Origin of the sequence: Pseudomonas sp. HMWF032 (assembly GCF_003060885.1) — a bacterium.
Taxonomy (GTDB): Bacteria; Pseudomonadota; Gammaproteobacteria; order Pseudomonadales; family Pseudomonadaceae; genus Aquipseudomonas.
Genome location: NZ_QAIG01000005.1, coordinates 145,933 through 167,107 on the forward strand (window position 1 = coordinate 145,933; position 21,175 = coordinate 167,107).

Genomic DNA, 21,175 nt, shown 5'->3' on the forward strand with positions numbered 1-21,175 from the left:
ACGCCCGCGGGTCGGAGTCATACTTGTCCGTATTGTTGGCCGTGGCGCAACCAGCGCTCAAGCAGCGGGCTGACGTGCAGAGGCCAATTTTCCAGCAATGCCTGGGCTGCATCACGCACAGCGGGGAGCAGGTCGGCATCACGCATCAGGTCGGCGACCTTGAACTGCAACAGGCCTGTTTGGCGAGTGCCGAGCATCTCGCCCGGTCCGCGCAGCTCCAAGTCTTTTTCGGCGATCACGAAGCCATCGCAGGTTTCGCGCATGATCGCCAGGCGTTGACGGCCCAGCTGTGACAATGGCGCGTGATAGAGCAGCAGGCAGTGGCTGGCGGCGCTGCCACGGCCTACCCGGCCACGCAGTTGATGCAACTGGGCCAGCCCTAAACGCTCAGGGTTTTCGATGATCATCAGGCTGGCATTGGGCACGTCGACACCGACTTCGATCACCGTGGTGGCCACCAGTAATTGCAGTTGACCCTGTTTGAAGTGGTCCATGACGGCGGCTTTTTCCGCGGGTTTCATGCGCCCGTGAATCAGGCCAACATTCAGACCGCCGAGCGCTGCCGATAAATCCTCGAAGGTGGTTTCGGCTGCCTGGCAGGTCAGCTCTTCGGACTCCTCGATCAGCGTGCACACCCAGTAGGCCTGACGCCCCTCGTTGCAGGCCAGGCGAACCCGCTCGATGACTTCAAGGCGGCGGCTGTCCGCGATCACCAGGGTGTTCACCGGGGTGCGTCCGGGCGGTAGTTCATCGAGGATGGAAGTATCGAGGTCGGCGTAGGCACTCATGGCCAGGGTTCTTGGGATCGGCGTGGCGGTCATGATCAACTGATGCGGGCACATGCGCCCGCCCACCCCTTTCTGACGCAGTGCCAGGCGTTGCTGTACGCCGAAGCGGTGCTGTTCATCGATGATCACCAGGGCGAGTTTCTGGAACTGCACTTCTTCCTGAAACAGCGCATGGGTGCCGACCACCATGGGCACGCCATTGGCGATCTGTTCCAGTGCGCTGGCGCGGGCCTTGCCCTTGAGCTTGCCGGCCAGCCAGGCGACATCCAGACCCAATGGTGCGAGCCATTTACTGAAATTGAGAAAATGCTGCTCGGCGAGAATCTCTGTAGGGGCCATCAGCGCCACCTGATAACCGGCTTCCAGTGCCTGCAGTGCAGCAAAGGCGGCGACTACGGTCTTGCCGGCACCGACGTCGCCCTGCACCAGGCGCAGCATTGGCTCGCTCTGGCTGAGGTCGTAGGCGATTTCCGCACCGACGCGCTGTTGTGCACCGGTGGGGGTAAATCCCAGGTTGGCCAAGTATTGCTGCGGCAGGCTTTGCGCCAGGGGCAGCGCCGGCGCCTGTTGCGCCCGCACGCTTTCACGCAGGCGCTGCAAAGACAGTTGGTGGGTCAGCAGCTCCTCGAAGGCCAGGCGATGTTGGGCCCAGTGGCGGCCTTCGGCGAGTTCGTCCAGATCAGCATCTGGTGGCGGTCGATGCAAATAGCGGATCGCTTGGTCGAGCGGGCTTAACTGGTGCTCGTCAGCCAGCTCGCGCGGCAGCCAATCCGGCAGGCTGTGCGGGCCGAGGCGCGCCAGGGCTTGTTCGCTGAGCTGACGCAGGCGTTGCTGGGTCAGGCCTTCGGTGGTCGGGTAGATCGGCGTCAGGGTCTGTTCTACGGCAATCGGTTCGCTGCCGGACAGCGCACGGTATTCCGGGTGATAGATTTCCAGGCCCGAGGAACCTGGGCGCACTTCGCCGTAGCAGCGCACCTGGGTGCCGCGCTTGAGACCTTCTTTTTGCGCCTGGCTGAAATGGTAGAAGCGCAAGGAGAGGGTACCACTGCCGTCCTGCAGGCGTACGAGCAGGCTACGGCGCCGCCCCATGACCACATCGGCGCCGGCGACTATGCCTTCCACCACGGCGTCCTGACCGGGGCGCAACGCGCCAATTGGCACGATGCGGGTGCGATCCTGGTAGCGCAGCGGCAGGTGAAACAACACATCCTGCAAGGTTTCCAGGCCGACTTTGGCCAGTTTTTCGGCCAGTGCGGCGCCTACTCCCTTGAGCGCGGTAACCGGAACCGCGGCCAACTCGGTCATTCTCTGGCCTTAGTTGTTCTTGGATTGTGGGCGTGCCACCGAGCACAGGCGGATCGAATCTGTCAGCACCTCAATGGCGTTGGGCCTTGGAAAGCTGGCGCGCCAGGCAATCGCCACGGTGCGGAACGGTGCCGGCGGACTGAGTGGGCGTACTTCGATCACGCCGGGCGCGTAGTGGTGGCTGTCGACTGCGGAGAACGGCAGGATCGATACGCCAAGACCTGAGGCAACCATGTGGCGAATGGTCTCCAGCGAGCTGGATTCGACGGTTGTATGTTTGGCGCTATCTTCGCCGCCCTTGCGCAGGGTCGGGCAGGCTTCGAGCACCTGATCGCGGAAACAGTGCCCTTCGCCTAGCAGCAGCAGGCTCTTGTCATTGAGCAGCTTGGGGTCAATGCTGTCCATCTCGGCCCAGGGATGGCCTGCCGGCAGTAAGGCGAAGAATGGCTCGTCATACAGCGGTTTGGTCAACACATCGGCTTCATGGAACGGCAGGGCGATGATGATTGCGTCCAGCTCGCCATTGCGCAGTTTGTCGCGCAGCACGTGTGTAAAGTTCTCTTCGATATACAGCGGCATCTGCGGTGCGACGCGGTGCAGTTGCGGAATCAGGTGGGGGAACAGATAAGGGCCGACGGTGTAGATCGCACCGATCTTCAGCGGGGCCGCCATCTGATTTTTCCCCGCCTGAGCCAGCTCACGGATGCTTTGGGCTTGCTCGAGCACCTTCTGTGCCTGGGTGACGATACCTTCACCAACCGGCGTCAGGCGCACTGCGCTCTTGCTGCGTTCGAAGATCAGTACGCCCAGCTCGTCTTCAAGTTTTTTGACGCCTACGGACAGCGTGGGCTGGCTGACGTGGCACCGCTCGGCCGCGCGACCAAAATGCTGTTCCTGAGCGAGGGTGACTATGTAGCGCAGTTCAGTGAGGGTCATAGTCTTTATCCATTGAGATGCAGCCAAGCATAGCGGCTGTATTCAATCGAACCAACTATATGATGCGCTGTAGGCGATTTGACGATTGGCTACGCGTTGATGTCGCTTTGTGAACATAAAATATTTGGTTACTAGCGTGCTGTACGAATAGAATTGCGTCCATACTTGGCGAGCGCCACTGGCCTAAGCTCGCAACAATAAAATTATAGAAGCCGTTCCTTTTACAGGGAGTACCGGCATGCCTGATGTAGTTACGACCATGTCCCATAACTGGGCTTTTGCTGTTTTCATGCTCGGGGTCTTCGGCCTTATTGCGTTCATGCTCGGCCTGTCCAGCCTGCTGGGTAGCAAAGCCTGGGGCCGTAGCAAGAATGAGCCCTTTGAGTCCGGCATGTTGCCTGTCGGCAGCGCGCGTCTGCGCCTGTCAGCCAAATTCTATTTGGTCGCGATGCTCTTCGTGATCTTCGACGTTGAAGCCCTCTTTCTCTTCGCTTGGGCCGTTTCAGTGCGCGAAAGCGGCTGGGCTGGTCTGATCGAAGCTACAATCTTTATAGCAATTCTGTTGGCAGGTCTTGTCTACCTTTGGCGGATTGGGGCGCTCGATTGGGCACCTCAAGGCCGTCGCGAGCGGCAGGCGAAGCTAAAACAATGAGGCTTTGGCGATGCACTACAAACTTACTCGGATCGATCCGGATGCGCCGAATGAGCGCTATCCGGTCGGCGAGCGGGAGACTGTTTCCGACCCGCTGCTAGATGATCAAGTCCACAAAAACATCTACATGGGCAAGCTAGCCGATGTACTCAATGGTGCAGTGAACTGGGGGCGCAAGAACTCCCTGTGGCCTTATAACTTTGGCCTGAGCTGCTGCTATGTGGAAATGACCACCGCCTTTACTGCGCCGCATGACGTGGCCCGGTTCGGTGCGGAAGTGATCCGGGCCTCCCCACGCCAGGCGGACTTCATGGTCATCGCCGGCACCTGCTTTATCAAGATGGCTCCGGTCATCCAGCGCCTGTATGAGCAGATGCTGGAGCCCAAGTGGGTGATCTCGATGGGCTCCTGCGCTAACTCTGGCGGTATGTACGACATCTACTCCGTGGTTCAGGGGGTCGATAAGTTCCTGCCGGTCGACGTCTATATTCCCGGTTGTCCGCCGCGCCCCGAGGCTTTTCTGCAGGGCTTGATGCTGCTGCAGGAATCCATTGGTCAGGAGCGCCGGCCGTTGTCCTGGGTCGTCGGTGATCAGGGTGTTTACCGTGCCGATATGCCTTCGCAGAAAGAACAGCGCCGCGAGCAGCGCATCGCTGTGACCAATCTGCGCAGCCCCGACGAAGTGTGAGCCTGGGCTCGATTGAGCCCGCCTACTGACGCCGTTGACCGATAGCGACCGAGACCATGACTGCAGACAGCATTCTGTCCATACCGCCGTACAAGGCTGACGACCACGATGTGGTCGTCGAACTGAATTCCCGTTTTGGCGCTGACGCCTTTACCGCACAGAGTACCCGTACTGGCATGCCGGTGCTGTGGGTAGCCCGCGAGCGGCTGGTCGAAGTTCTGAGCTTCCTGCGTCACCTGCCGCGCCCCTACGTCATGCTGTATGACCTGCATGGCGTCGACGAGCGCCTGCGTACCCAGCGTCGTGGTTTGCCGAGTGCGGATTTCACCGTGTTCTATCACCTGATGTCGCTGGAGCGGAACAGCGATGTCATGATCAAGGTCGCGCTGAAAGAAGGCGATCTCAATGTACCCAGCGTCACCAGCATCTGGCCCAATGCCAACTGGTACGAGCGTGAAGTCTGGGACCTCTACGGCATCCACTTCAGCGGCCACCCTCATCTGACGCGGATCATGATGCCGCCGACCTGGGAAGGCCATCCGCTGCGCAAGGATTATCCGGCGCGTGCCACCGAGTTCGACCCCTTCAGCCTGACCTTGGCCAAGCAGCAGCATGAAGAAGAAGCGGCGCGCTTCAAGCCGGAAGACTGGGGCATGAAGCGTGGCAGCGAGCATGAGGACTACATGTTCCTCAATCTCGGGCCTAACCACCCCTCGGCGCACGGTGCGTTCCGCATCATCCTGCAACTCGACGGCGAAGAGATCGTCGATTGCGTACCGGAAGTCGGCTACCACCACCGCGGTGCCGAAAAGATGGCCGAACGTCAGAGCTGGCATAGCTTCATCCCCTACACCGACCGCATCGATTACCTAGGCGGGGTGATGAACAACCTGCCGTACGTGCTGGCCGTGGAAAAACTCGCGGGCATCACCGTGCCGCAACGGGTCGACGTGATTCGCATCATGCTGGCCGAGTTCTTCCGCATCACCAGCCACCTGCTGTTCCTCGGCACCTATATCCAGGATGTCGGTGCGATGACCCCGGTGTTCTTCACCTTTACTGACCGCCAGCGCGCCTACAAGGTGATCGAAGCCATCACCGGATTCCGCCTGCACCCGGCCTGGTACCGCATTGGCGGCGTGGCCCACGATCTGCCGCGCGGCTGGGATAAATTGGTCAAGGAGTTCGTCGATTGGCTGCCCAAGCGCCTCGACGAGTACGAGAAAGCCGCGCTGAAGAACAGCATCCTTAAGGCCCGTACCATCGGTGTGGCACAGTACAACACCCAGGAAGCGCTGGAGTGGGGCACCACCGGTGCCGGCCTGCGCGCCACTGGCTGCGACTTTGACCTGCGCAAGGCGCGGCCGTATTCCGGCTACGAGCACTTCGAGTTCGAAGTGCCGCTGGCCGCCAATGGCGATGCCTACGACCGCTGCATGGTGCGTGTGGAAGAGATGCGCCAGAGCATCAAGATCATCGATCAGTGCCTGCGCAATATGCCGGAAGGTCCGTACAAGGCCGATCATCCGCTGACTACGCCACCGCCGAAAGAGCGCACGCTGCAGCACATCGAGACCCTGATCACTCACTTCCTGCAGGTTTCCTGGGGCCCGGTGATGCCGGCCAACGAAAGCTTGCAGATGATCGAGGCGACCAAGGGCATCAACAGTTACTACCTGACCAGCGACGGCAGCACCATGAGCTACCGTACGCGCATTCGCACGCCGAGCTTCCCTCACCTGCAGCAGATCCCTTCGGTGATTCGCGGCAGCATGGTCGCCGACCTGATTGCGTATCTGGGCAGTATCGACTTTGTTATGGCTGACGTGGACCGCTGATGATGAGCACGCTAATCCAGACTGATCGTTTCACCCTCAGCGCAAGCGAACGCTCGGCCATTGAGCACGAGATGCACCACTACGAAGACCCGCGCGCGGCGTCGATCGAAGCCCTGAAAATCGTGCAGAAGGCCCGTGGTTGGGTGCCGGATGGTGCTGCCGATGCGATTGGCGAAATCTTGGGTATTCCTGCCAGCGACGTCGAAGGCGTGGCCACCTTCTATAGTCAGATTTTCCGTCAGCCAGTAGGCCGCCACATCATCCGGGTGTGCGACAGCATGACCTGCTATATCGGTGGGCATGAAGGCGTGCTGGCGGGTATCAAGGATCAGCTAGGCATCGTGCCGGGGCAGACCACCGCCGATGGCCGTTTTACTCTGCTGCCGGTGTGCTGCCTGGGTAACTGCGACAAAGCGCCTGCGGTGATGATCGACGATGATACTTACGGCAACCTTGATGCCAATGGCATCACTAAGCTGCTGGAGGCCTACGTATGAGCATCAAGACACTGACCTCCATCGGCCCGGCCAACAAGATCGCCCGCAGCGAGGAAAGCCATCCGCTGACCTGGCGTTTACGTGACGACGCCCAGCCGGTATGGCTTGAGGAGTACCAGCAGAAGAACGGCTACGCCGCTGCGCGCAAAGCGCTGAGCGAAATGGCCCAATCCGATATCGTGCAGACGGTGAAAGATTCCGGCCTCAAGGGGCGTGGTGGTGCGGGCTTCCCCACCGGGGTGAAGTGGGGCCTGATGCCCGCCGACGAATCCATGAACATCCGCTACCTGCTGTGCAACGCGGACGAGATGGAACCAAACACCTGGAAAGACCGCATGCTGATGGAGCAGCTGCCGCACCTGCTGGTGGAAGGCATGCTGATTTCCGCCCGTGCGCTCAAGGCCTATCGTGGCTACATCTTTCTGCGCGGTGAGTATGTCGATGCGGCAACTAATCTCAATCGTGCCATCGAGGAAGCCAAGGCCGCCGGCCTGCTGGGCAAAAACATCCTCGGCAGCGGGTTCGATTTCGAGCTGTTTGTGCACACCGGTGCCGGGCGCTACATCTGCGGCGAAGAGACCGCACTGATCAACTCCCTCGAAGGTCGTCGTGCCAACCCGCGCGCCAAGCCACCGTTCCCGGCCGCCGTTGGCGTATGGGGCAAGCCGACCTGTGTCAACAACGTCGAGACCTTGTGCAACGTACCGGCCATCGTCGGCAATGGCGTGGACTGGTACAAGAGCCTGGCCCGTGAAGGCAGTGAAGACCACGGCACCAAGCTGATGGGTTTCTCTGGCAAGGTGAAGAACCCTGGTCTATGGGAGCTGCCCTTTGGCATCCCGGCTCGCGAGCTGTTTGAGGATTACGCCGGCGGCATGCGTGACGGCTACAAGCTGAAATGCTGGCAACCTGGCGGTGCCGGCACGGGTTTTCTGCTGCCCGAGCACCTGGATGCGCTGATGTATGCCGGCGGTATCGGCAAGGTCGGCACCCGCATGGGCACTGGGCTGGCGCTGGCGGTGGACGACAGCATCAACATGGTCTCGCTGCTGCGCAACATGGAAGAGTTCTTCGCCCGCGAGTCCTGCGGCTGGTGCACCCCGTGCCGCGACGGCCTGCCGTGGAGCGTGAAGGTCCTCCGCGCGCTGGAGCGCAAGCAGGGCACGGCCGAAGACATCCAGACCCTGTTGGGGCTGGTCAACTTCCTTGGTCCCGGCAAGACCTTCTGCGCCCATGCACCGGGCGCCGTTGAGCCGCTGGGCAGTGCGATCAAGTATTTCCGTTCGGAGTTCGAGGCTGGCGTGGCCAGTTTGGCGGCTCCGGCACCGACGGGGCAATTCGTCCCCGCGTGAAGTTAGCGTTGCGGCGGCTACTCACCTGGCCCCGCAGCACACCGTGATTCCATTAGCCAAGCCCGCTTCGGTGGGCAAAGAAGAAACCTGAACCATGGCCACTATCCACGTAGACGGCAAAGATTTCGAAGTCGATGGGGCGGACAACCTGCTGCAGGCCTGCTTGTCCCTCGGTCTTGATATCCCTTACTTCTGCTGGCATCCGGCGCTCGGTAGCGTCGGTGCCTGCCGCCAGTGCGCGGTCAAGCAGTACACCGATGAAAACGATACGCGCGGGCGCATCGTCATGTCGTGCATGACGCCGGCCGCTGACAACACTTGGATCAGCATCGACGATGAAGAATCCAAGGCGTTCCGCGCCAGCGTCGTCGAGTGGCTGATGACCAACCACCCGCACGACTGCCCGGTGTGCGAGGAGGGTGGCCATTGCCACCTGCAGGACATGACGGTGATGACGGGCCACAACCAGCGCCGTTATCGCTTCACCAAGCGCACCCACCAGAATCAGCAGCTCGGCCCGTTTATCTCTCATGAGATGAACCGCTGCATCGCCTGCTACCGCTGCGTGCGTTACTACAAGGATTACGCCGGAGGCACGGACCTTGGCGTGTACGGCGCGCACGACAACGTCTACTTCGGCCGCGTGGAAGACGGCGTGCTGGAGAGCGAGTTCTCCGGCAACCTGGTCGAGGTCTGCCCGACCGGGGTATTCACCGACAAGACCCACTCCGAGCGCTACAACCGCAAGTGGGACATGCAGTTTGCCCCGAGCATCTGTCACGGCTGTGCCAGCGGCTGCAACACCAGCCCTGGCGAACGCTACGGCGAACTGCGGCGTATCGAAAACCGCTTCAACGGCGATGTGAACCAGTATTTCTTGTGTGACCGTGGCCGTTTTGGTTACGGCTACGTCAACCGCAGCGACCGTCCGCGCCAGCCGCTGCTGCTGAACAAAAGCGGTGGCGAAAAGCTCGGCATCGATGCCGCGCTGGACAAGGCCGCCGAGCTGCTCAAAGGTAAACGCGTAATCGGCATCGGCTCGCCGCGCGCCAGCCTGGAAAGCAACTTTGCCCTGCGTGAGCTGGTCGGCGAGGCCAACTACTACTCTGGCATCGCCGCGGGTGAGCTGGACAATATCCGCCTGATCCGCGACATCCTGCAGAACGGCCCGCTGCCGGTGCCGACCCTGCGGGACGTGGAACTGCACGATGCGGTGTTTATCCTCGGTGAAGACCTGACCCAGACTGCTGCACGTCTGGCCCTGGCCCTGCGTCAGGCGGTTAAGGGTAAAGCCACGGAAATCGCCGCTGCGGCGAAGATTCAGGACTGGCACATGGCGGCGGTGCAGAACGTCGCGCAGGATGCCCTCAACCCGCTGTTTATCGCCAGCGTGACCGCCACCCGCCTGGATGATGTCGCCGAAGCCTGTGTGCATGCTGCACCGGCCGACCTGGCGCGCATCGGTTTTGCTGTGGCCCATGCCATCGACCCCAGCGCACCGGCGGTCAGCGGTCTGGACAGCGACGCAGTCGAACTGGTGCAGCTGATTGCGGATGCGTTGCTGGACGCGAAGCGACCCTTGATCGTTTCCGGTGCGTCGTTGGGCGAGAAGAGCCTGATCGAAGCTGCCGCCAACATCGCCAGCGCCTTGAAGAACCGCGAGAAAGACGCTTCCATCAGCCTGGTGGTGCCGGAAGCCAACAGCATGGGCCTGGCCCTGCTGGGTGGCGAGTCCGTCGATGCGGCGCTGCAGGCGCTGACGTCCGGCCAGGCCGATGCCGTGATCGTGCTGGAAAACGACCTGTACCGCCGCGCCGATGCGGCCCAGGTTGATGCCGCATTGGCAGCGGCAAAGCTGGTTATCGTCGCTGACCATCAGCACACTGCCACCAGCGAAAAAGCCCACCTGCTGCTGCCGGTGGCCAGTTTCGCCGAAGGCGATGGCACCCTGGTCAGTTTCGAGGGCCGTGCTCAGCGGTTCTTCCAGGTGTTCGAGCCGAGCTATTACGACGCCAATATCCTGATTCGCGAAGGCTGGCGCTGGCTGCATGCGTTGCACAGCACCCTGCAAGGCAAGCCGCTGGATTGGACCCAGCTGGATGCAGTGACCGCAGCCGTCGCGGCCAGCAACAGCCTGCTGGCCCGCATCGGCGAAGCCGCGCCCAACGCCACCTTCCGCATCAAGGGCCTTAAGCTGGCTCGCGAACCTCACCGTTACAGCGGTCGTACCGCCATGCGCGCCAATATCAGTGTGCACGAGCCGCGTCAGCCGCAGGATCAAGACTCGGCCTTTGCCTTCTCCATGGAAGGTTATTCGGGTAGCAAGGAAGACCGTCAGCAGATCCCCTTCGCCTGGTCACCGGGCTGGAACTCACCGCAGGCCTGGAACAAGTTCCAGGACGAAGTCGGCGGCCACCTGCGTGCCGGTGACCCCGGTGTGCGCCTGCTGGAAGCCAAAGGCACTGTGTTGCCTTGGTTCAGCGTGCCAGCGGCCTTCAATCCGGCGCCGGGTACCTTGCAGGCTGTGGCCTTGCACCACCTGTTCGGCAGCGAGGAAACCTCCGCCGGCGCCGCGCCGCTGCAAGAGCGCATTCCTGCACCTTATGCACTGCTGGCCAAGGCCGAAGCAGATCGTCTGGGTGTGAATGACGGCGCGCTGTTGAGCCTGACCGTCGCTGGGCAGACTCTACGCCTGCCGCTGCAGATCACTGAAGAGCTGGCCATCGGTGTGGTCGGCCTGCCCGTCGGTTTGCAGGGCATGCCGGCGCTGATTGCAGGCAGTGTGGTCACCCGCATTGAGGAGGCCGCGCAATGAGCTGGCTGACGCCTGATGTGCTGGATGTGCTGATCGCCGTACTCAAAGCCATCGTGATTTTGTTGGTGGTGGTGGTCTGCGGCGCGCTGCTGAGCTTTGTCGAACGCCGTCTGCTGGGCTGGTGGCAAGACCGTTACGGCCCCAACCGGGTCGGACCGTTCGGCATGTTTCAGATCGCCGCCGACATGATCAAGATGTTCTTCAAGGAGGACTGGACGCCGCCGTTCGCCGACAAGTTCATCTTTATCCTGGCGCCGATGATCGCGTTCTCGGCCATGCTGATCGCCTTTGCGATCATCCCGATCACTCCAAACTGGGGCGTGGCCGACCTGAACATTGGCATTCTGTTCTTCTTCGCCATGGCGGGTTTGTCGGTGTATGCGGTGCTGTTTGCCGGCTGGGCCAGTAACAACAAGTTCGCCCTGCTCGGTGCCCTGCGTGCCTCGGCGCAAACGGTGTCCTATGAGGTGTTCCTGGCGCTGGCGCTGATGGGTGTGGTGGCCCAGGTCGGCTCCTTCAACATGCGCGACATCGTCGATTATCAGGCGGAGAACCTATGGTTCATCATTCCGCAATTTCTCGGCTTCTGTACCTTCTTTATCGCTGCCGTGGCCGTGACTCACCGTCACCCGTTCGACCAGCCAGAGGCCGAGCAGGAGCTGGCCGACGGTTACCACATCGAATATGCCGGGATGAAGTGGGGCATGTTCTTCGTCGGCGAATACGTGGCCATCGTGACCGTATCGGCGCTGCTGGTAACCCTGTTCTTCGGTGGCTGGCACGGCCCGTTCGGCCTCTTGCCGCAGATTCCGTTCTTCTGGTTCGCCCTGAAGACCTGCTTCTTCATCATGATCTTCATCCTGTTGCGCGCCTCGATTCCACGCCCACGGTATGACCAGGTCATGGCTTTCAGCTGGAAGTTCTGCCTTCCGCTGACCTTGATCAACCTGCTGGTGACCGGCGCATTTGTGCTGGCCGCGGCCCAGTAAGGAGAACCACCGAATGTTCAAATACATATGGGATGTGCTGGTCGGTACCGGCACCCAACTGCGCAGCCTGGCCATGGTCTTCAGTCACGGCTTTCGCAAGCGTGACACCTTGCAGTACCCGGAAGAAGCCGTGTACCTGCCGCCGCGCTATCGCGGCCGGATTGTTCTGACCCGCGACCCCGACGGCGAAGAGCGCTGCGTGGCCTGCAACCTGTGTGCGGTGGCTTGCCCGGTGGGTTGCATTTCATTGCAGAAGGCGGAAACCCCCGATGGCCGCTGGTACCCGGATTTCTTCCGCATCAACTTCTCACGCTGCATCTTCTGCGGTCTGTGTGAAGAAGCCTGCCCGACCACGGCGATCCAGCTCACCCCGGATTTCGAGATGGGTGAGTTCAAACGTCAGGACCTGGTGTACGAGAAGGAAGACCTGCTGATCAGCGGACCGGGCAAAAATCCGGACTATAACTTCTACCGCGTCGCCGGTATGGCCATCGCAGGCAAGCCGAAAGGCGCTGCGCAGAATGAAGCCGAACCCATCAACGTCAAAGGCTTACTGCCCTAAGGAGCCCGTTTAATGCCTGCTGCGCGCGCTGATGCTGCGTTGAAAACAGACTCGGAATGCTCATGTACAAACGTACACTCCGCTTCCTCGCCTTTTCTCGCCTTGCCTCAGCTGCGCGCACGACGGCTTAGACAGACTCCTACGGAGATATAGAGGATCTATATGGAATTCGCGTTCTACCTCGCCGCCGGCGTTGCCGTGGCGTCTACGTTCAGGGTCATCACTGCGAGCAATCCGGTGCATGCTTTGCTGTACCTGATCCTTTCGCTATTGGCGGTGGCGATGACCTTTTTCGCCTTGGGCGCGCCGTTTGCTGGCGCCCTGGAAATCATCGTTTATGCCGGCGCGATCATGGTGCTGTTCGTCTTCGTGGTGATGATGCTCAACCTCGGCCCGGCAGCGGTCGAGCAGGAGCGCCAGTGGCTGACGCCCGGTATCTGGTTCGGGCCATCGCTGCTTTCGGCGCTGTTACTGGGTCAGCTGCTGTATGTGTTGTTCGAGTCGCCCAGTGGCGCAGCGTTGGGCTTGCAGACCGTTGATGCCAAGGCTGTTGGTATCGCCCTGTACGGGCCTTATCTGCTGGTGGTGGAGCTGGCCTCCATGCTACTGCTTGGTGCGCTGGTTGCGGCCTATCACCTCGGTCGTCACGATGCCAAGGAGCCAACTGCATGAATGCGATTCCCCTGGAGCACGGCCTGGCACTGGCCGGCGTGCTGTTCAGCCTGGGCCTGGTTGGCCTGATGGTGCGGCGCAATATCCTCTTTGTGCTGATGAGCCTGGAAGTGATGATGAATGCCACTGCTCTGGCTTTTGTGGTGGCTGGCAGCCGTTGGGCTCAGCCTGACGGCCAGGTGATGTTTATTCTGGTGATCACCCTGGCGGCCGCCGAAGCCAGTATTGGTCTGGCGATCCTGTTGCAGCTGTATCGCCGCTTCAACACCCTCGATGTCGACGCTGCCAGCGAGATGCGCGGATGAACCTTTTATTCCTGACCTGTGTATTTCCGCTGCTGGGCTGGTTTCTTCTGGCCTTCTCGCGCGGGCGTTTCTCCGAAAACCTCTCTGCACTGATCGGTGTGGGCTCGGTGGGGCTGTCTGCCCTGAGCGCGGCCTGGGTGATCGTGCAGTTCAACCTCAATCCGCCGGAAAACGGTGTGTTCACGCAGGTGCTATGGCAGTGGATGAGCGTGGCCGGTTTCGCGCCGAGCTTCACCCTCTATCTGGATGGCCTGTCTGTGACCATGCTGGGTGTGGTTACAGGCGTGGGCTTTTTGATCCACCTGTTTGCCAGTTGGTACATGCGTGGTGAAGAGGGCTATTCGCGTTTCTTCGCCTACACCAACCTGTTTATCTTCAGCATGCTGCTGCTGGTACTCGGCGATAACCTGTTGCTGCTGTATTTCGGTTGGGAAGGCGTCGGGCTGTGCTCCTACCTGCTGATCGGCTTCTACTTCAAGCACACACCGAACGGCAATGCAGCGCTGAAGGCCTTTATCGTCACCCGTATCGGTGACGTGTTCATGGCCATCGGCCTGTTCATTTTGTTCCTCCATCTGGGCACCCTGAATATTCAGGAGCTGATGGCACTGGCGCCGCAGAAGTATGTGGAAGGTGACAGCTGGCTGTGGATCGCCACGCTGATGCTGCTCGGCGGTGCAGTGGGTAAATCCGCGCAACTGCCGCTGCAAACCTGGCTGGCGGATGCGATGGCCGGTCCGACCCCGGTTTCCGCGTTGATCCACGCGGCGACCATGGTGACCGCGGGTGTTTACCTGATCGCGCGGACTCACGGCCTGTTCCTGCTGACCCCGGACATCCTTGAGTTGGTTGGCATTGTCGGCGGCGTGACCCTGGTGCTCGCCGGTTTTGCCGCGCTGGTGCAGACCGACATCAAGCGCATCCTCGCTTACTCGACCATGAGCCAGATCGGCTACATGTTCCTCGCCCTCGGTGTGGGCGCCTGGGACGCCGCGATCTTCCACCTGATGACCCACGCCTTCTTCAAGGCCCTGCTGTTCCTCGCCTCCGGTGCGGTGATCAACGCCTGTCACCATGAGCAGAACATCTTCAAGATGGGCGGCCTGTGGAAGAAACTGCCGTTGGCCTACGCCAGCTTTATCGTCGGCGGCGCTGCTCTGGCGGCGTTGCCGCTGATCACGGCGGGTTTCTATTCCAAGGATGAAATCCTCTGGGAAGCCTTTGCCAGTGGTCACCAGTGGCTGCTGTACGCCGGCCTGGCAGGCGCCTTCCTGACGTCGATCTACACCTTCCGCCTGATCTTCATCGCCTTCCATGGCGAGCAGAAGATTGAAGCCCATGCCGGCCACGGCGTGGCTCACTGGCTGCCACTGGTGACCCTGATCGTACTGTCGACCTTTATCGGCGCGCTGATCAGCCCGCCGCTGGCCGGTGTGCTGCCGCAAAGCGTTGGCCATGCTGGTGGTGAAGCCAAGCACAGCCTGGAAATCGCCTCCGGGGCCATCGCCATCATCGGTATCGTCCTGGCTGCGTTGCTGTTCCTCGGCAAGCGCAGTTTCGCCACGGCGGTGGCGCAGAGTGCACCGGGGCGCTTTCTGTCGGCCTGGTGGTTCGCCGCCTGGGGCTTCGACTGGCTCTACGACAAGCTGTTCGTGCAGCCGTACCTGTTGCTGTGCCGGTTGCTCGGGCGTGACCCGATTGACCGCAGCATTGGCTTGATTCCGCGTCTGGTGCGGGGTGGCAATGCCCTGCTGGCCAGCAGCGAGACTGGTCAGGTGCGCTGGTATGCCACTTCGATTGCCGGGGGTGCCGTTCTGGTGCTCGCCGTCCTCCTGTTTCTGAATTAAGGAAAGCAGCCTGATGATTCTGCCCTGGCTAATCCTGATCCCCTTTATCGGCGGCCTGCTGTGCTGGCAGTGCGAGCGCTTCGGCAACACCCTGCCACGCTGGATTGCCCTACTGACCATGGGCCTGCTGTTCGGGCTGGCGCTTTGGCTGTGGGCCACCGGCGACTTTAGCCTGGCCCCGGCTCCGGGTGCTGCGCCGCAGTGGGCGGTCGAGTTCCAGCTGCCGTGGATCGAGCGGTTTGGCATCAGCATCCACCTGGCGCTCGACGGTCTTTCGGTGCTGATGATCAGCCTCACCGGTCTGCTCGGCGTGCTGTCCGTACTCTGCTCGTGGAACGAGATCCAGAACCGCGTCGGCTTCTTCCACCTCAACCTGATGTGGATACTCGGCGGCGTGGTCGGCGTGTTCCTCGCTGTCGACCTGTTCCTGTTCTTTTTCTTCTGGGAAATGATGCTGGTGCCGATGTACTTCCTCATCGCGCTCTGGGGGCATAGCGGCAGTGACGGCAAGACGCGGATCTACGCCGCCACCAAGTTCTTCATCTTCACCCAGGCCAGCGGCCTGGTGATGCTGGTGGCGATCCTCGGCCTGGTGTTCGTGCATTTCGACCAGACCGGCGTGTTGACCTTTAACTACGCCGACCTGCTGCAGACCAAGATGGCCGCCGGCACCGAGTACATCCTGATGCTCGGCTTCTTCATCGCCTTCGCGGTGAAGTTCCCGGTGGTGCCGTTCCACTCCTGGCTGCCGGACGCCCACGCCCAGGCACCAACCGCTGGTTCCGTGGACCTGGCCGGTATCCTGCTGAAAACCGCCGCCTATGGCCTGATGCGCTTCGCCCTGCCGCTGTTTCCCAATGCCTCGGCCGAGTTCGCGCCGATTGCCCAGTGGCTTGGCGTGTTCGCCATCATCTATGGCGCTTTGCTGTCGTTCGCACAGACCGATATCAAGCGTCTGGTGGCCTTCTCCAGCGTGTCGCACATGGGCTTTGTGCTGATCGCCATCTACTCGGCCAGCGAGATCGCCCTGCAGGGCGCGGTGGTGCAGATGATGGCGCACGGGCTGTCCGCGGCGGCGCTGTTTATCCTCTGCGGTCAGCTGTATGAGCGCCTGCACACCCGCGACATGCGCGAGATGGGCGGCATCTGGGCGCGTATGCCCTGGCTGCCGGCCATCAGCTTGTTCTTCGCCGCTGCTGCCTTGGGGTTGCCGGGTACCGGTAACTTCGTCGGCGAGTTCCTGATTCTGATCGGCAGCTTCCAGAGTGCGCCTTGGGTCACCGTGGTTGCCGCAACTGGCCTGGTGTTCGGCTCGGTCTACTCGCTGATCATGATTCACCGCGCCTACTTCGGTCCGGCCAAGGCGGATAGCGCCCTGCCAGGTCTGAAGCTGCGCGAGCTGAGCATGGTGCTGGGCCTGGCCGTGCTGCTGATCCTGCTCGGCGTCTATCCGCAGCCGGTGCTCGACACCTCCGCCGCCAGCATGCAAGGCGTGCAGCAGTGGCTGGGTAGTGCAATCAATCAACCTGTTCCGGTCCGGTAAGTAGCGTATGGAATTCACGACTCAACACTTTATTGCGCTGCTGCCGCTGCTGATCACCAGTGTCACCATCGTGCTGGTGATGCTGGCGATTGCCTGGAAGCGCAATCACGCCATGACCTTCGGCCTCTCGGTGCTGGGTCTCAACCTGGCCCTGCTGTCGTTGCTGCCCGCCCTGGACGTGACGCCGATTGAGGTCACCCCGCTGTTGCTGGTGGATAAATTCGCCTGCTACTACATGGCCCTGGTGCTAGCCGCCACGCTGGCCTGTGTGACCCTGATCCACGCTTACCTGGGCGGCGAGTCCGGCAAGGGCTATCCAGGCAACCGTGAAGAGCTGTACCTGCTGATGCTGCTGTCTGCCGCTGGTGGTTTGGTGCTGGTCAGTGCGCAGCACTTGGCGGGCCTGTTTATCGGCCTGGAGCTGCTGTCGGTGCCGACCTACGGCATGATCGCCTACGCCTTCTTCAACAAGCGTTCGCTGGAAGCCGGCATCAAGTACATGGTGCTGTCCGCCGCAGGCTCGGCATTTCTCCTGTTCGGCATGGCGCTGCTGTATGCCGAGTCGGGCAACCTGACGTTCGCTGGCATCGGCGCCAAGCTGGCCGCCGATGGCCTGCCGAGCATGCTGGCGCAGTTGGGCGTGGGCATGATGCTGATTGGTCTGGCGTTCAAACTGTCGCTGGTGCCGTTCCACTTGTGGACCCCGGACGTTTATGAAGGCGCTCCGGCGCCGGTGGCAGCCTTCCTCGCCACCGCCAGTAAAGTTGCGGTGTTTGCCGTGCTGCTGCGTTTGTATCAGATGTCACCGGCCACCGCAGGCGGCTGGTTGAATGACCTGCTGACCTTGATTGCCATCGCCTCGATTATCTTCGGCAACCTGCTGGCGCTGCTGCAGAACAACCTCAAGCGGCTGCTCGGTTATTCCTCGATCGCCCACTTCGGTTACCTGCTGGTGGCGCTGATCGCCAGCAAGGGGCTGGCGGTGGAGGCGGTGGGCGTGTACCTGGCCACCTATGTGCTGACCAGCTTGGGTGCGTTCGGCGTGATTACCCTGATGTCGACGCCCTACAGCGGCCGTGATGCCGATGCCCTGTATGAATACCGTGGGCTGTTCTGGCGCCGTCCGTACCTGACTGCCGTGCTCACCGTGATGATGCTGTCGCTGGCCGGTATTCCGCTGACGGCCGGTTTTATCGGCAAGTTCTACGTGGTCGCTGCTGGCGTGCAATCGCAGCAGTGGTGGCTGCTCGCCGCCCTGGTGATCGGCAGCGCCATCGGCGTGTTCTATTACCTGCGGGTGATGGTCACCCTGTTTATGGTCGAGCCGAACCTGCGCCGCCATGACGCGCCTCTGCATTGGGGACAGCAGGCGGGTGGTGTAATGTTGCTGTTCGTCGCGTTGCTGGCGTTCTTCCTCGGTGTGTACCCACAGCCGCTGTTGGAGCTGGTGCAACAGGCCGGCCTGGTGGCACTGTTGCCCTGATGAGCAACAGACCCTATGGAATACGCAGCGATGAGTAAGACACTGATGATCGCCGGCTGTGGTGATGTCGGCAGCCGTTTGGGTCAGCAGCTAAGCGCCGTAGGCTGGACGGTGTATGGCTTGCGCCGCAGTGTGGCGCTGCTGCCACAGGGTATTCGCCCGGTAGCCGGTGATCTGCATACCGATGCCTGCCCGGCTGCCTGGCCGAGCGAACCGCTGGATTACCTGGTGTATTGCGCGGCCGCCACCGAGCACGACGAGGCCGGTTACCGTGCGGCCTATGTTGACGGCCTGCGCCGCGTGCTGGGTTGGCTGGCGCAACAGGGCCAATGGCCAAAACGCCTGCTGTTTGTCTCCAGCAGCGGTGTGTATGGACAGCAGCTCGGTGAATGGGTGGATGAAAACTCTCCCGCAGAAGCCGATAGCTACTCCGGACGGATCATGCGTGAAGCCGAGCAGCTGGCATTGCGAAGTGGGTTGCCCGCTAGCCTGGTGCGCCTCACCGGCATCTACGGTCCAGGCCGCGAATGGCTGCTCAAGCAGGTGCGCCAGGGCTATCGAGTTGTCAGCGAGCCGCCGCTGTACGGTAACCGTATCCATGTCGATGATGCCGCAGGGCTACTGGCTTATCTGCTGCAAGCCGATGTCCGTGGTGTGGCGCTGGATGATTGTTATATCGGCGTCGACGATCAGCCGGCGCCGCTGCATGAGGTGGTGGCCTGGCTGCGCGAACAACTGGACATCAGCCACTGGTCTGCAGAAGCGACTGTGCGCCGCACCGGAAGCAAACGTTGCAGTAATGGCCGCGCCCGTGCGCTGGGTTGGCAGCCGCAGTATCCCAGCTATCGCGAGGGTTACACGGCAATTTTGAGCGGTGCGTAAGCGCGCTTAACGCTGTTGCAGCAACCAGCGTTGCTGGCCCTTGTAGAAGTTCGGCATTTCATCAATCTGTGAGCTGTTCAGCGCTTCGAAGACGCGGAGCTCATCGTCCTTACGCTCGAACAGCCAGTTTTGGCCCTGGTCGCCCAACTGCAACCAGAGGCTGTCGAACTCGCCACTCATCGCCGCACAATCACCTGCCAGACACAGGGCATAGCGCTCTGCGCCTGGCAGCCCCTGCACGCTGCCGTCGGCCTGGAACAACACCAGACCACCTTCCCCCAAGCCTTCCTTGATCAACCAGGTACCGCCTAGGTAAGCGCCATACAACGCCTGCTCGAAGCTGCTCCCCGGCGGGGCGAGTGCGCCTGGCACGGCTGGTGCCCGGACAAAGCGCTGCTCCGGCCAGGTATCGCTCTGCGCCTGAATCAGTTCGCCATTGCTCAGACTCAGTGATTCTTGAAAATCACCGTAGAAATGCACGCGCAGCGGGCCTGTTTTATCGCGTTCGAAGGTACCTTCACCCCGTTCAAAACCATTGCTGAAACTGGCCAGTCGGCGCTGGCCATCGATCTGCCACTCCAGATTGGGGCCATAGGCCAGCAGGGCTTCGCGCAGGTTGCCCCGCTCCACGGCGTCATCGATAGCAGCCTGGTTAATCCAGGTGCCACTGGGATCTTGGGGTGGGCTGGCGCAACCACTGAGTAGGACGGAGGAAATAAGGGCTGTAGACAGGCAACGCATGGCGGCGTCCTCAGGGCAGAGCAGAGACGGTAGTTGAGCCGCCCCGGTGGTGGATTCGCTCAGCAGAATAGCGTTATTTAGGCCTGGCGTTACAGCGGCAGCCCGTGCAGGTCGCACGGGCTGCCAGCTTTAACGGGTGAGTTCGAATTTGATCGGGAAGTCCAGGCTGATGCTGCCACTGCTCAGCACCTCCTGCGGTGGCCGCGGTACTGGGCTGGCCTTGCGCAGCTGGATCAGCACATCGCGATCAAAGGATGGGCGCGCGGTGGAGGCCTTTATCTTGCCCAGCAGAATATCGCCGCGACCATTGACGTCGAACGTCAGGGTCACCGCTTGGATATGCCCAATCCGGTTGAACCGCCGCTCGCGATCTGGGTAATGCAGGCGGCTGCTCAGGTGCGCATGTACCTTGCTCAGCCAGAGGGTGCGCGCCTGATGGTCCTCACTGGGTGCGCTCTGACGCGGTGCAGCCTGTTGCTGTGCGGCCGGGGCCGCATCGTTGCTGGCCTGTGCAGTTTCCGGTGTGGGTGTTTCCACTGGCTTGGGCTGTGGTTTCGGCTGGGGGGGGCGCGGTTTGGGTTTCGGCTTGGGCTGGGCGACTGCCAGCTTCGGCTTGGGCGCTTCGATCAGCTTGGGCTGTGGCTCGGGTTCCGGCTCGGGCTGCTGGATCACCGGTGGCGTTGGCTTGGGTGCAGCAACCAGTGGTTGCAGTTCGACCAGCATCGCCGCTGGCGGTGGCTCTACGGCAATGGCTTGCGGGTGCCAGTACAGCGCCCAGATAAACAGGGCAACGTGCAAGGTGACCACCAGCAGCAGGCTGGCCATCCAGAAGAGGCTACGGTGAGAGCGGGTCATGGTGTGCCGACCGTCTCCAGGCCAACCAGACCGATCTTCAGGTAGCCGGCACCGCGCAGGTTGTCCATTACGGTCATCAGGTCGGCATAGTCGACGCCCTTGTCACCGCGCACGAAAATGGTCTTTTCCTTGTCGGCCTGGGTTAGCTTGTCCAATGCCGCCCCCAGCAGGGCGGGTTCGACCTGATCGTTGTCGAGAAATAAACGGCTGTCGTCCTTGATGCTCAGGTAGATCGGTTTATCCGGCCGTGGTGTTGGCTTGGCACTGGAGGCGGGCAGGTCGACTTTTACGTCAACCGTGGCCAGGGGGGCTGCCACCATGAAGATGATCAGCAACACCAGCATTACGTCGATAAAGGGCGTGACGTTGATCTCGTGGTTTTCCTGGAGGTCAGCGCCACTGTCGTTGAGGTGCAGGCCCATGTC

19 protein-coding genes are annotated in these 21,175 nt (G+C 61.4%); 14 read left to right on the forward strand and 5 right to left on the reverse strand.

Going from position 1 to position 21,175, the window contains the following annotated elements; all coding sequences use genetic code 11:
• Window positions 1–17: 17 nt before the first annotated feature.
• Entirely contained in the window at window positions 18–2,093 is a 2,076-nt protein-coding gene (recG, locus tag DBR00_RS03530; protein ID WP_108489149.1) for an ATP-dependent DNA helicase RecG, read from the reverse strand.
• 9 nt (window positions 2,094–2,102) lie between these two features.
• Window positions 2,103–3,029, reverse strand: coding sequence for a hydrogen peroxide-inducible genes activator (locus DBR00_RS03535; protein ID WP_108489148.1), 927 nt, complete (start codon window positions 3,027–3,029; stop codon window positions 2,103–2,105).
• Window positions 3,030–3,267: 238 nt separating this feature from the next.
• Here DBR00_RS03535 and DBR00_RS03540 point away from each other — a divergent pair, with 238 nt between their 5' ends.
• From DBR00_RS03540 to DBR00_RS03605, 14 genes are all read left to right on the forward strand, one after another.
• Window positions 3,268–3,681 carry an NADH-quinone oxidoreductase subunit A gene (locus tag DBR00_RS03540; RefSeq protein WP_108489147.1) on the forward strand — a complete coding sequence of 138 codons (414 nt, stop codon included), beginning with the start codon at window positions 3,268–3,270 and terminating at the stop codon, window positions 3,679–3,681.
• A 10-nt stretch (window positions 3,682–3,691) separates the two neighbouring features.
• Window positions 3,692–4,369 (forward strand): NADH-quinone oxidoreductase subunit B family protein, encoded by a 678-nt coding sequence (locus DBR00_RS03545; protein WP_108489146.1) that lies wholly within the window; start codon window positions 3,692–3,694, stop codon window positions 4,367–4,369.
• Window positions 4,370–4,425: 56 nt separating this feature from the next.
• Entirely contained in the window at window positions 4,426–6,207 is a 1,782-nt protein-coding gene (gene nuoC, locus DBR00_RS03550) for an NADH-quinone oxidoreductase subunit C/D (RefSeq protein WP_108489145.1), read from the forward strand.
• Window positions 6,204–6,704 carry an NADH-quinone oxidoreductase subunit NuoE gene (gene nuoE / locus DBR00_RS03555; RefSeq protein WP_177479947.1) on the forward strand — a complete coding sequence of 167 codons (501 nt, stop codon included), beginning with the start codon at window positions 6,204–6,206 and terminating at the stop codon, window positions 6,702–6,704. The genes nuoC and nuoE overlap by 4 nt, the downstream gene beginning before the upstream one ends.
• Window positions 6,701–8,056, forward strand: a complete 1,356-nt coding sequence (gene nuoF, locus DBR00_RS03560; RefSeq protein WP_177479897.1) for an NADH-quinone oxidoreductase subunit NuoF — start codon at window positions 6,701–6,703, stop codon at window positions 8,054–8,056. The genes nuoE and nuoF overlap by 4 nt, the downstream gene beginning before the upstream one ends.
• Before the next feature lie 94 nt (window positions 8,057–8,150).
• On the forward strand, window positions 8,151–10,871 hold the full coding sequence (nuoG, locus tag DBR00_RS03565; RefSeq protein WP_108488496.1) for an NADH-quinone oxidoreductase subunit NuoG: 2,721 nt from the start codon (window positions 8,151–8,153) through the stop codon (window positions 10,869–10,871).
• On the forward strand, window positions 10,868–11,860 hold the full coding sequence (gene nuoH / locus DBR00_RS03570; protein ID WP_108488497.1) for an NADH-quinone oxidoreductase subunit NuoH: 993 nt from the start codon (window positions 10,868–10,870) through the stop codon (window positions 11,858–11,860). The genes nuoG and nuoH overlap by 4 nt, the downstream gene beginning before the upstream one ends.
• A gap of 13 nt (window positions 11,861–11,873) precedes the next feature.
• On the forward strand, window positions 11,874–12,422 hold the full coding sequence (gene nuoI / locus DBR00_RS03575; protein ID WP_090379713.1) for an NADH-quinone oxidoreductase subunit NuoI: 549 nt from the start codon (window positions 11,874–11,876) through the stop codon (window positions 12,420–12,422).
• A gap of 162 nt (window positions 12,423–12,584) precedes the next feature.
• Window positions 12,585–13,094 (forward strand): NADH-quinone oxidoreductase subunit J, encoded by a 510-nt coding sequence (gene nuoJ, locus DBR00_RS03580; protein WP_108488498.1) that lies wholly within the window; start codon window positions 12,585–12,587, stop codon window positions 13,092–13,094.
• Window positions 13,091–13,399: an NADH-quinone oxidoreductase subunit NuoK gene (gene nuoK / locus DBR00_RS03585; RefSeq protein ID WP_108488499.1), complete on the forward strand. Its 309-nt coding sequence runs from the start codon at window positions 13,091–13,093 to the stop codon at window positions 13,397–13,399. Before nuoJ ends, nuoK begins: the two co-directional genes overlap by 4 nt.
• Complete coding sequence (gene nuoL, locus DBR00_RS03590; protein ID WP_108488500.1) at window positions 13,396–15,246, forward strand: NADH-quinone oxidoreductase subunit L; 1,851 nt, start codon at window positions 13,396–13,398, stop codon at window positions 15,244–15,246. Before nuoK ends, nuoL begins: the two co-directional genes overlap by 4 nt.
• A gap of 13 nt (window positions 15,247–15,259) precedes the next feature.
• Window positions 15,260–16,789, forward strand: a complete 1,530-nt coding sequence (gene nuoM / locus DBR00_RS03595) for an NADH-quinone oxidoreductase subunit M (RefSeq protein WP_108488501.1) — start codon at window positions 15,260–15,262, stop codon at window positions 16,787–16,789.
• Between the two features lie 7 nt (window positions 16,790–16,796).
• The gene (gene nuoN, locus DBR00_RS03600) at window positions 16,797–18,272 is read left to right on the forward strand and encodes an NADH-quinone oxidoreductase subunit NuoN (protein ID WP_108488502.1); all 1,476 of its coding nucleotides are present in this window, start codon (window positions 16,797–16,799) and stop codon (window positions 18,270–18,272) included.
• 30 nt (window positions 18,273–18,302) lie between these two features.
• A complete protein-coding gene (locus DBR00_RS03605; protein ID WP_108488503.1) occupies window positions 18,303–19,154 on the forward strand; it encodes an SDR family oxidoreductase in 852 nt (283 codons plus the stop codon).
• Between the two features lie 6 nt (window positions 19,155–19,160).
• Here the strand turns inward: DBR00_RS03605 and DBR00_RS03610 are convergent, their stop codons facing one another.
• The 3 genes from DBR00_RS03610 to exbD form a co-directional block, all read right to left on the reverse strand.
• Window positions 19,161–19,895, reverse strand: coding sequence for a hypothetical protein (locus DBR00_RS03610; protein ID WP_108488504.1), 735 nt, complete (start codon window positions 19,893–19,895; stop codon window positions 19,161–19,163).
• 129 nt (window positions 19,896–20,024) lie between these two features.
• The gene (locus tag DBR00_RS21255; RefSeq protein ID WP_108488505.1) at window positions 20,025–20,750 is read right to left on the reverse strand and encodes an energy transducer TonB; all 726 of its coding nucleotides are present in this window, start codon (window positions 20,748–20,750) and stop codon (window positions 20,025–20,027) included.
• Window positions 20,747–21,172 (reverse strand): TonB system transport protein ExbD, encoded by a 426-nt coding sequence (exbD, locus tag DBR00_RS03620; RefSeq protein ID WP_108488506.1) that lies wholly within the window; start codon window positions 21,170–21,172, stop codon window positions 20,747–20,749. Before exbD ends, DBR00_RS21255 begins: the two co-directional genes overlap by 4 nt.
• Window positions 21,173–21,175 lie beyond the last annotated feature (3 nt).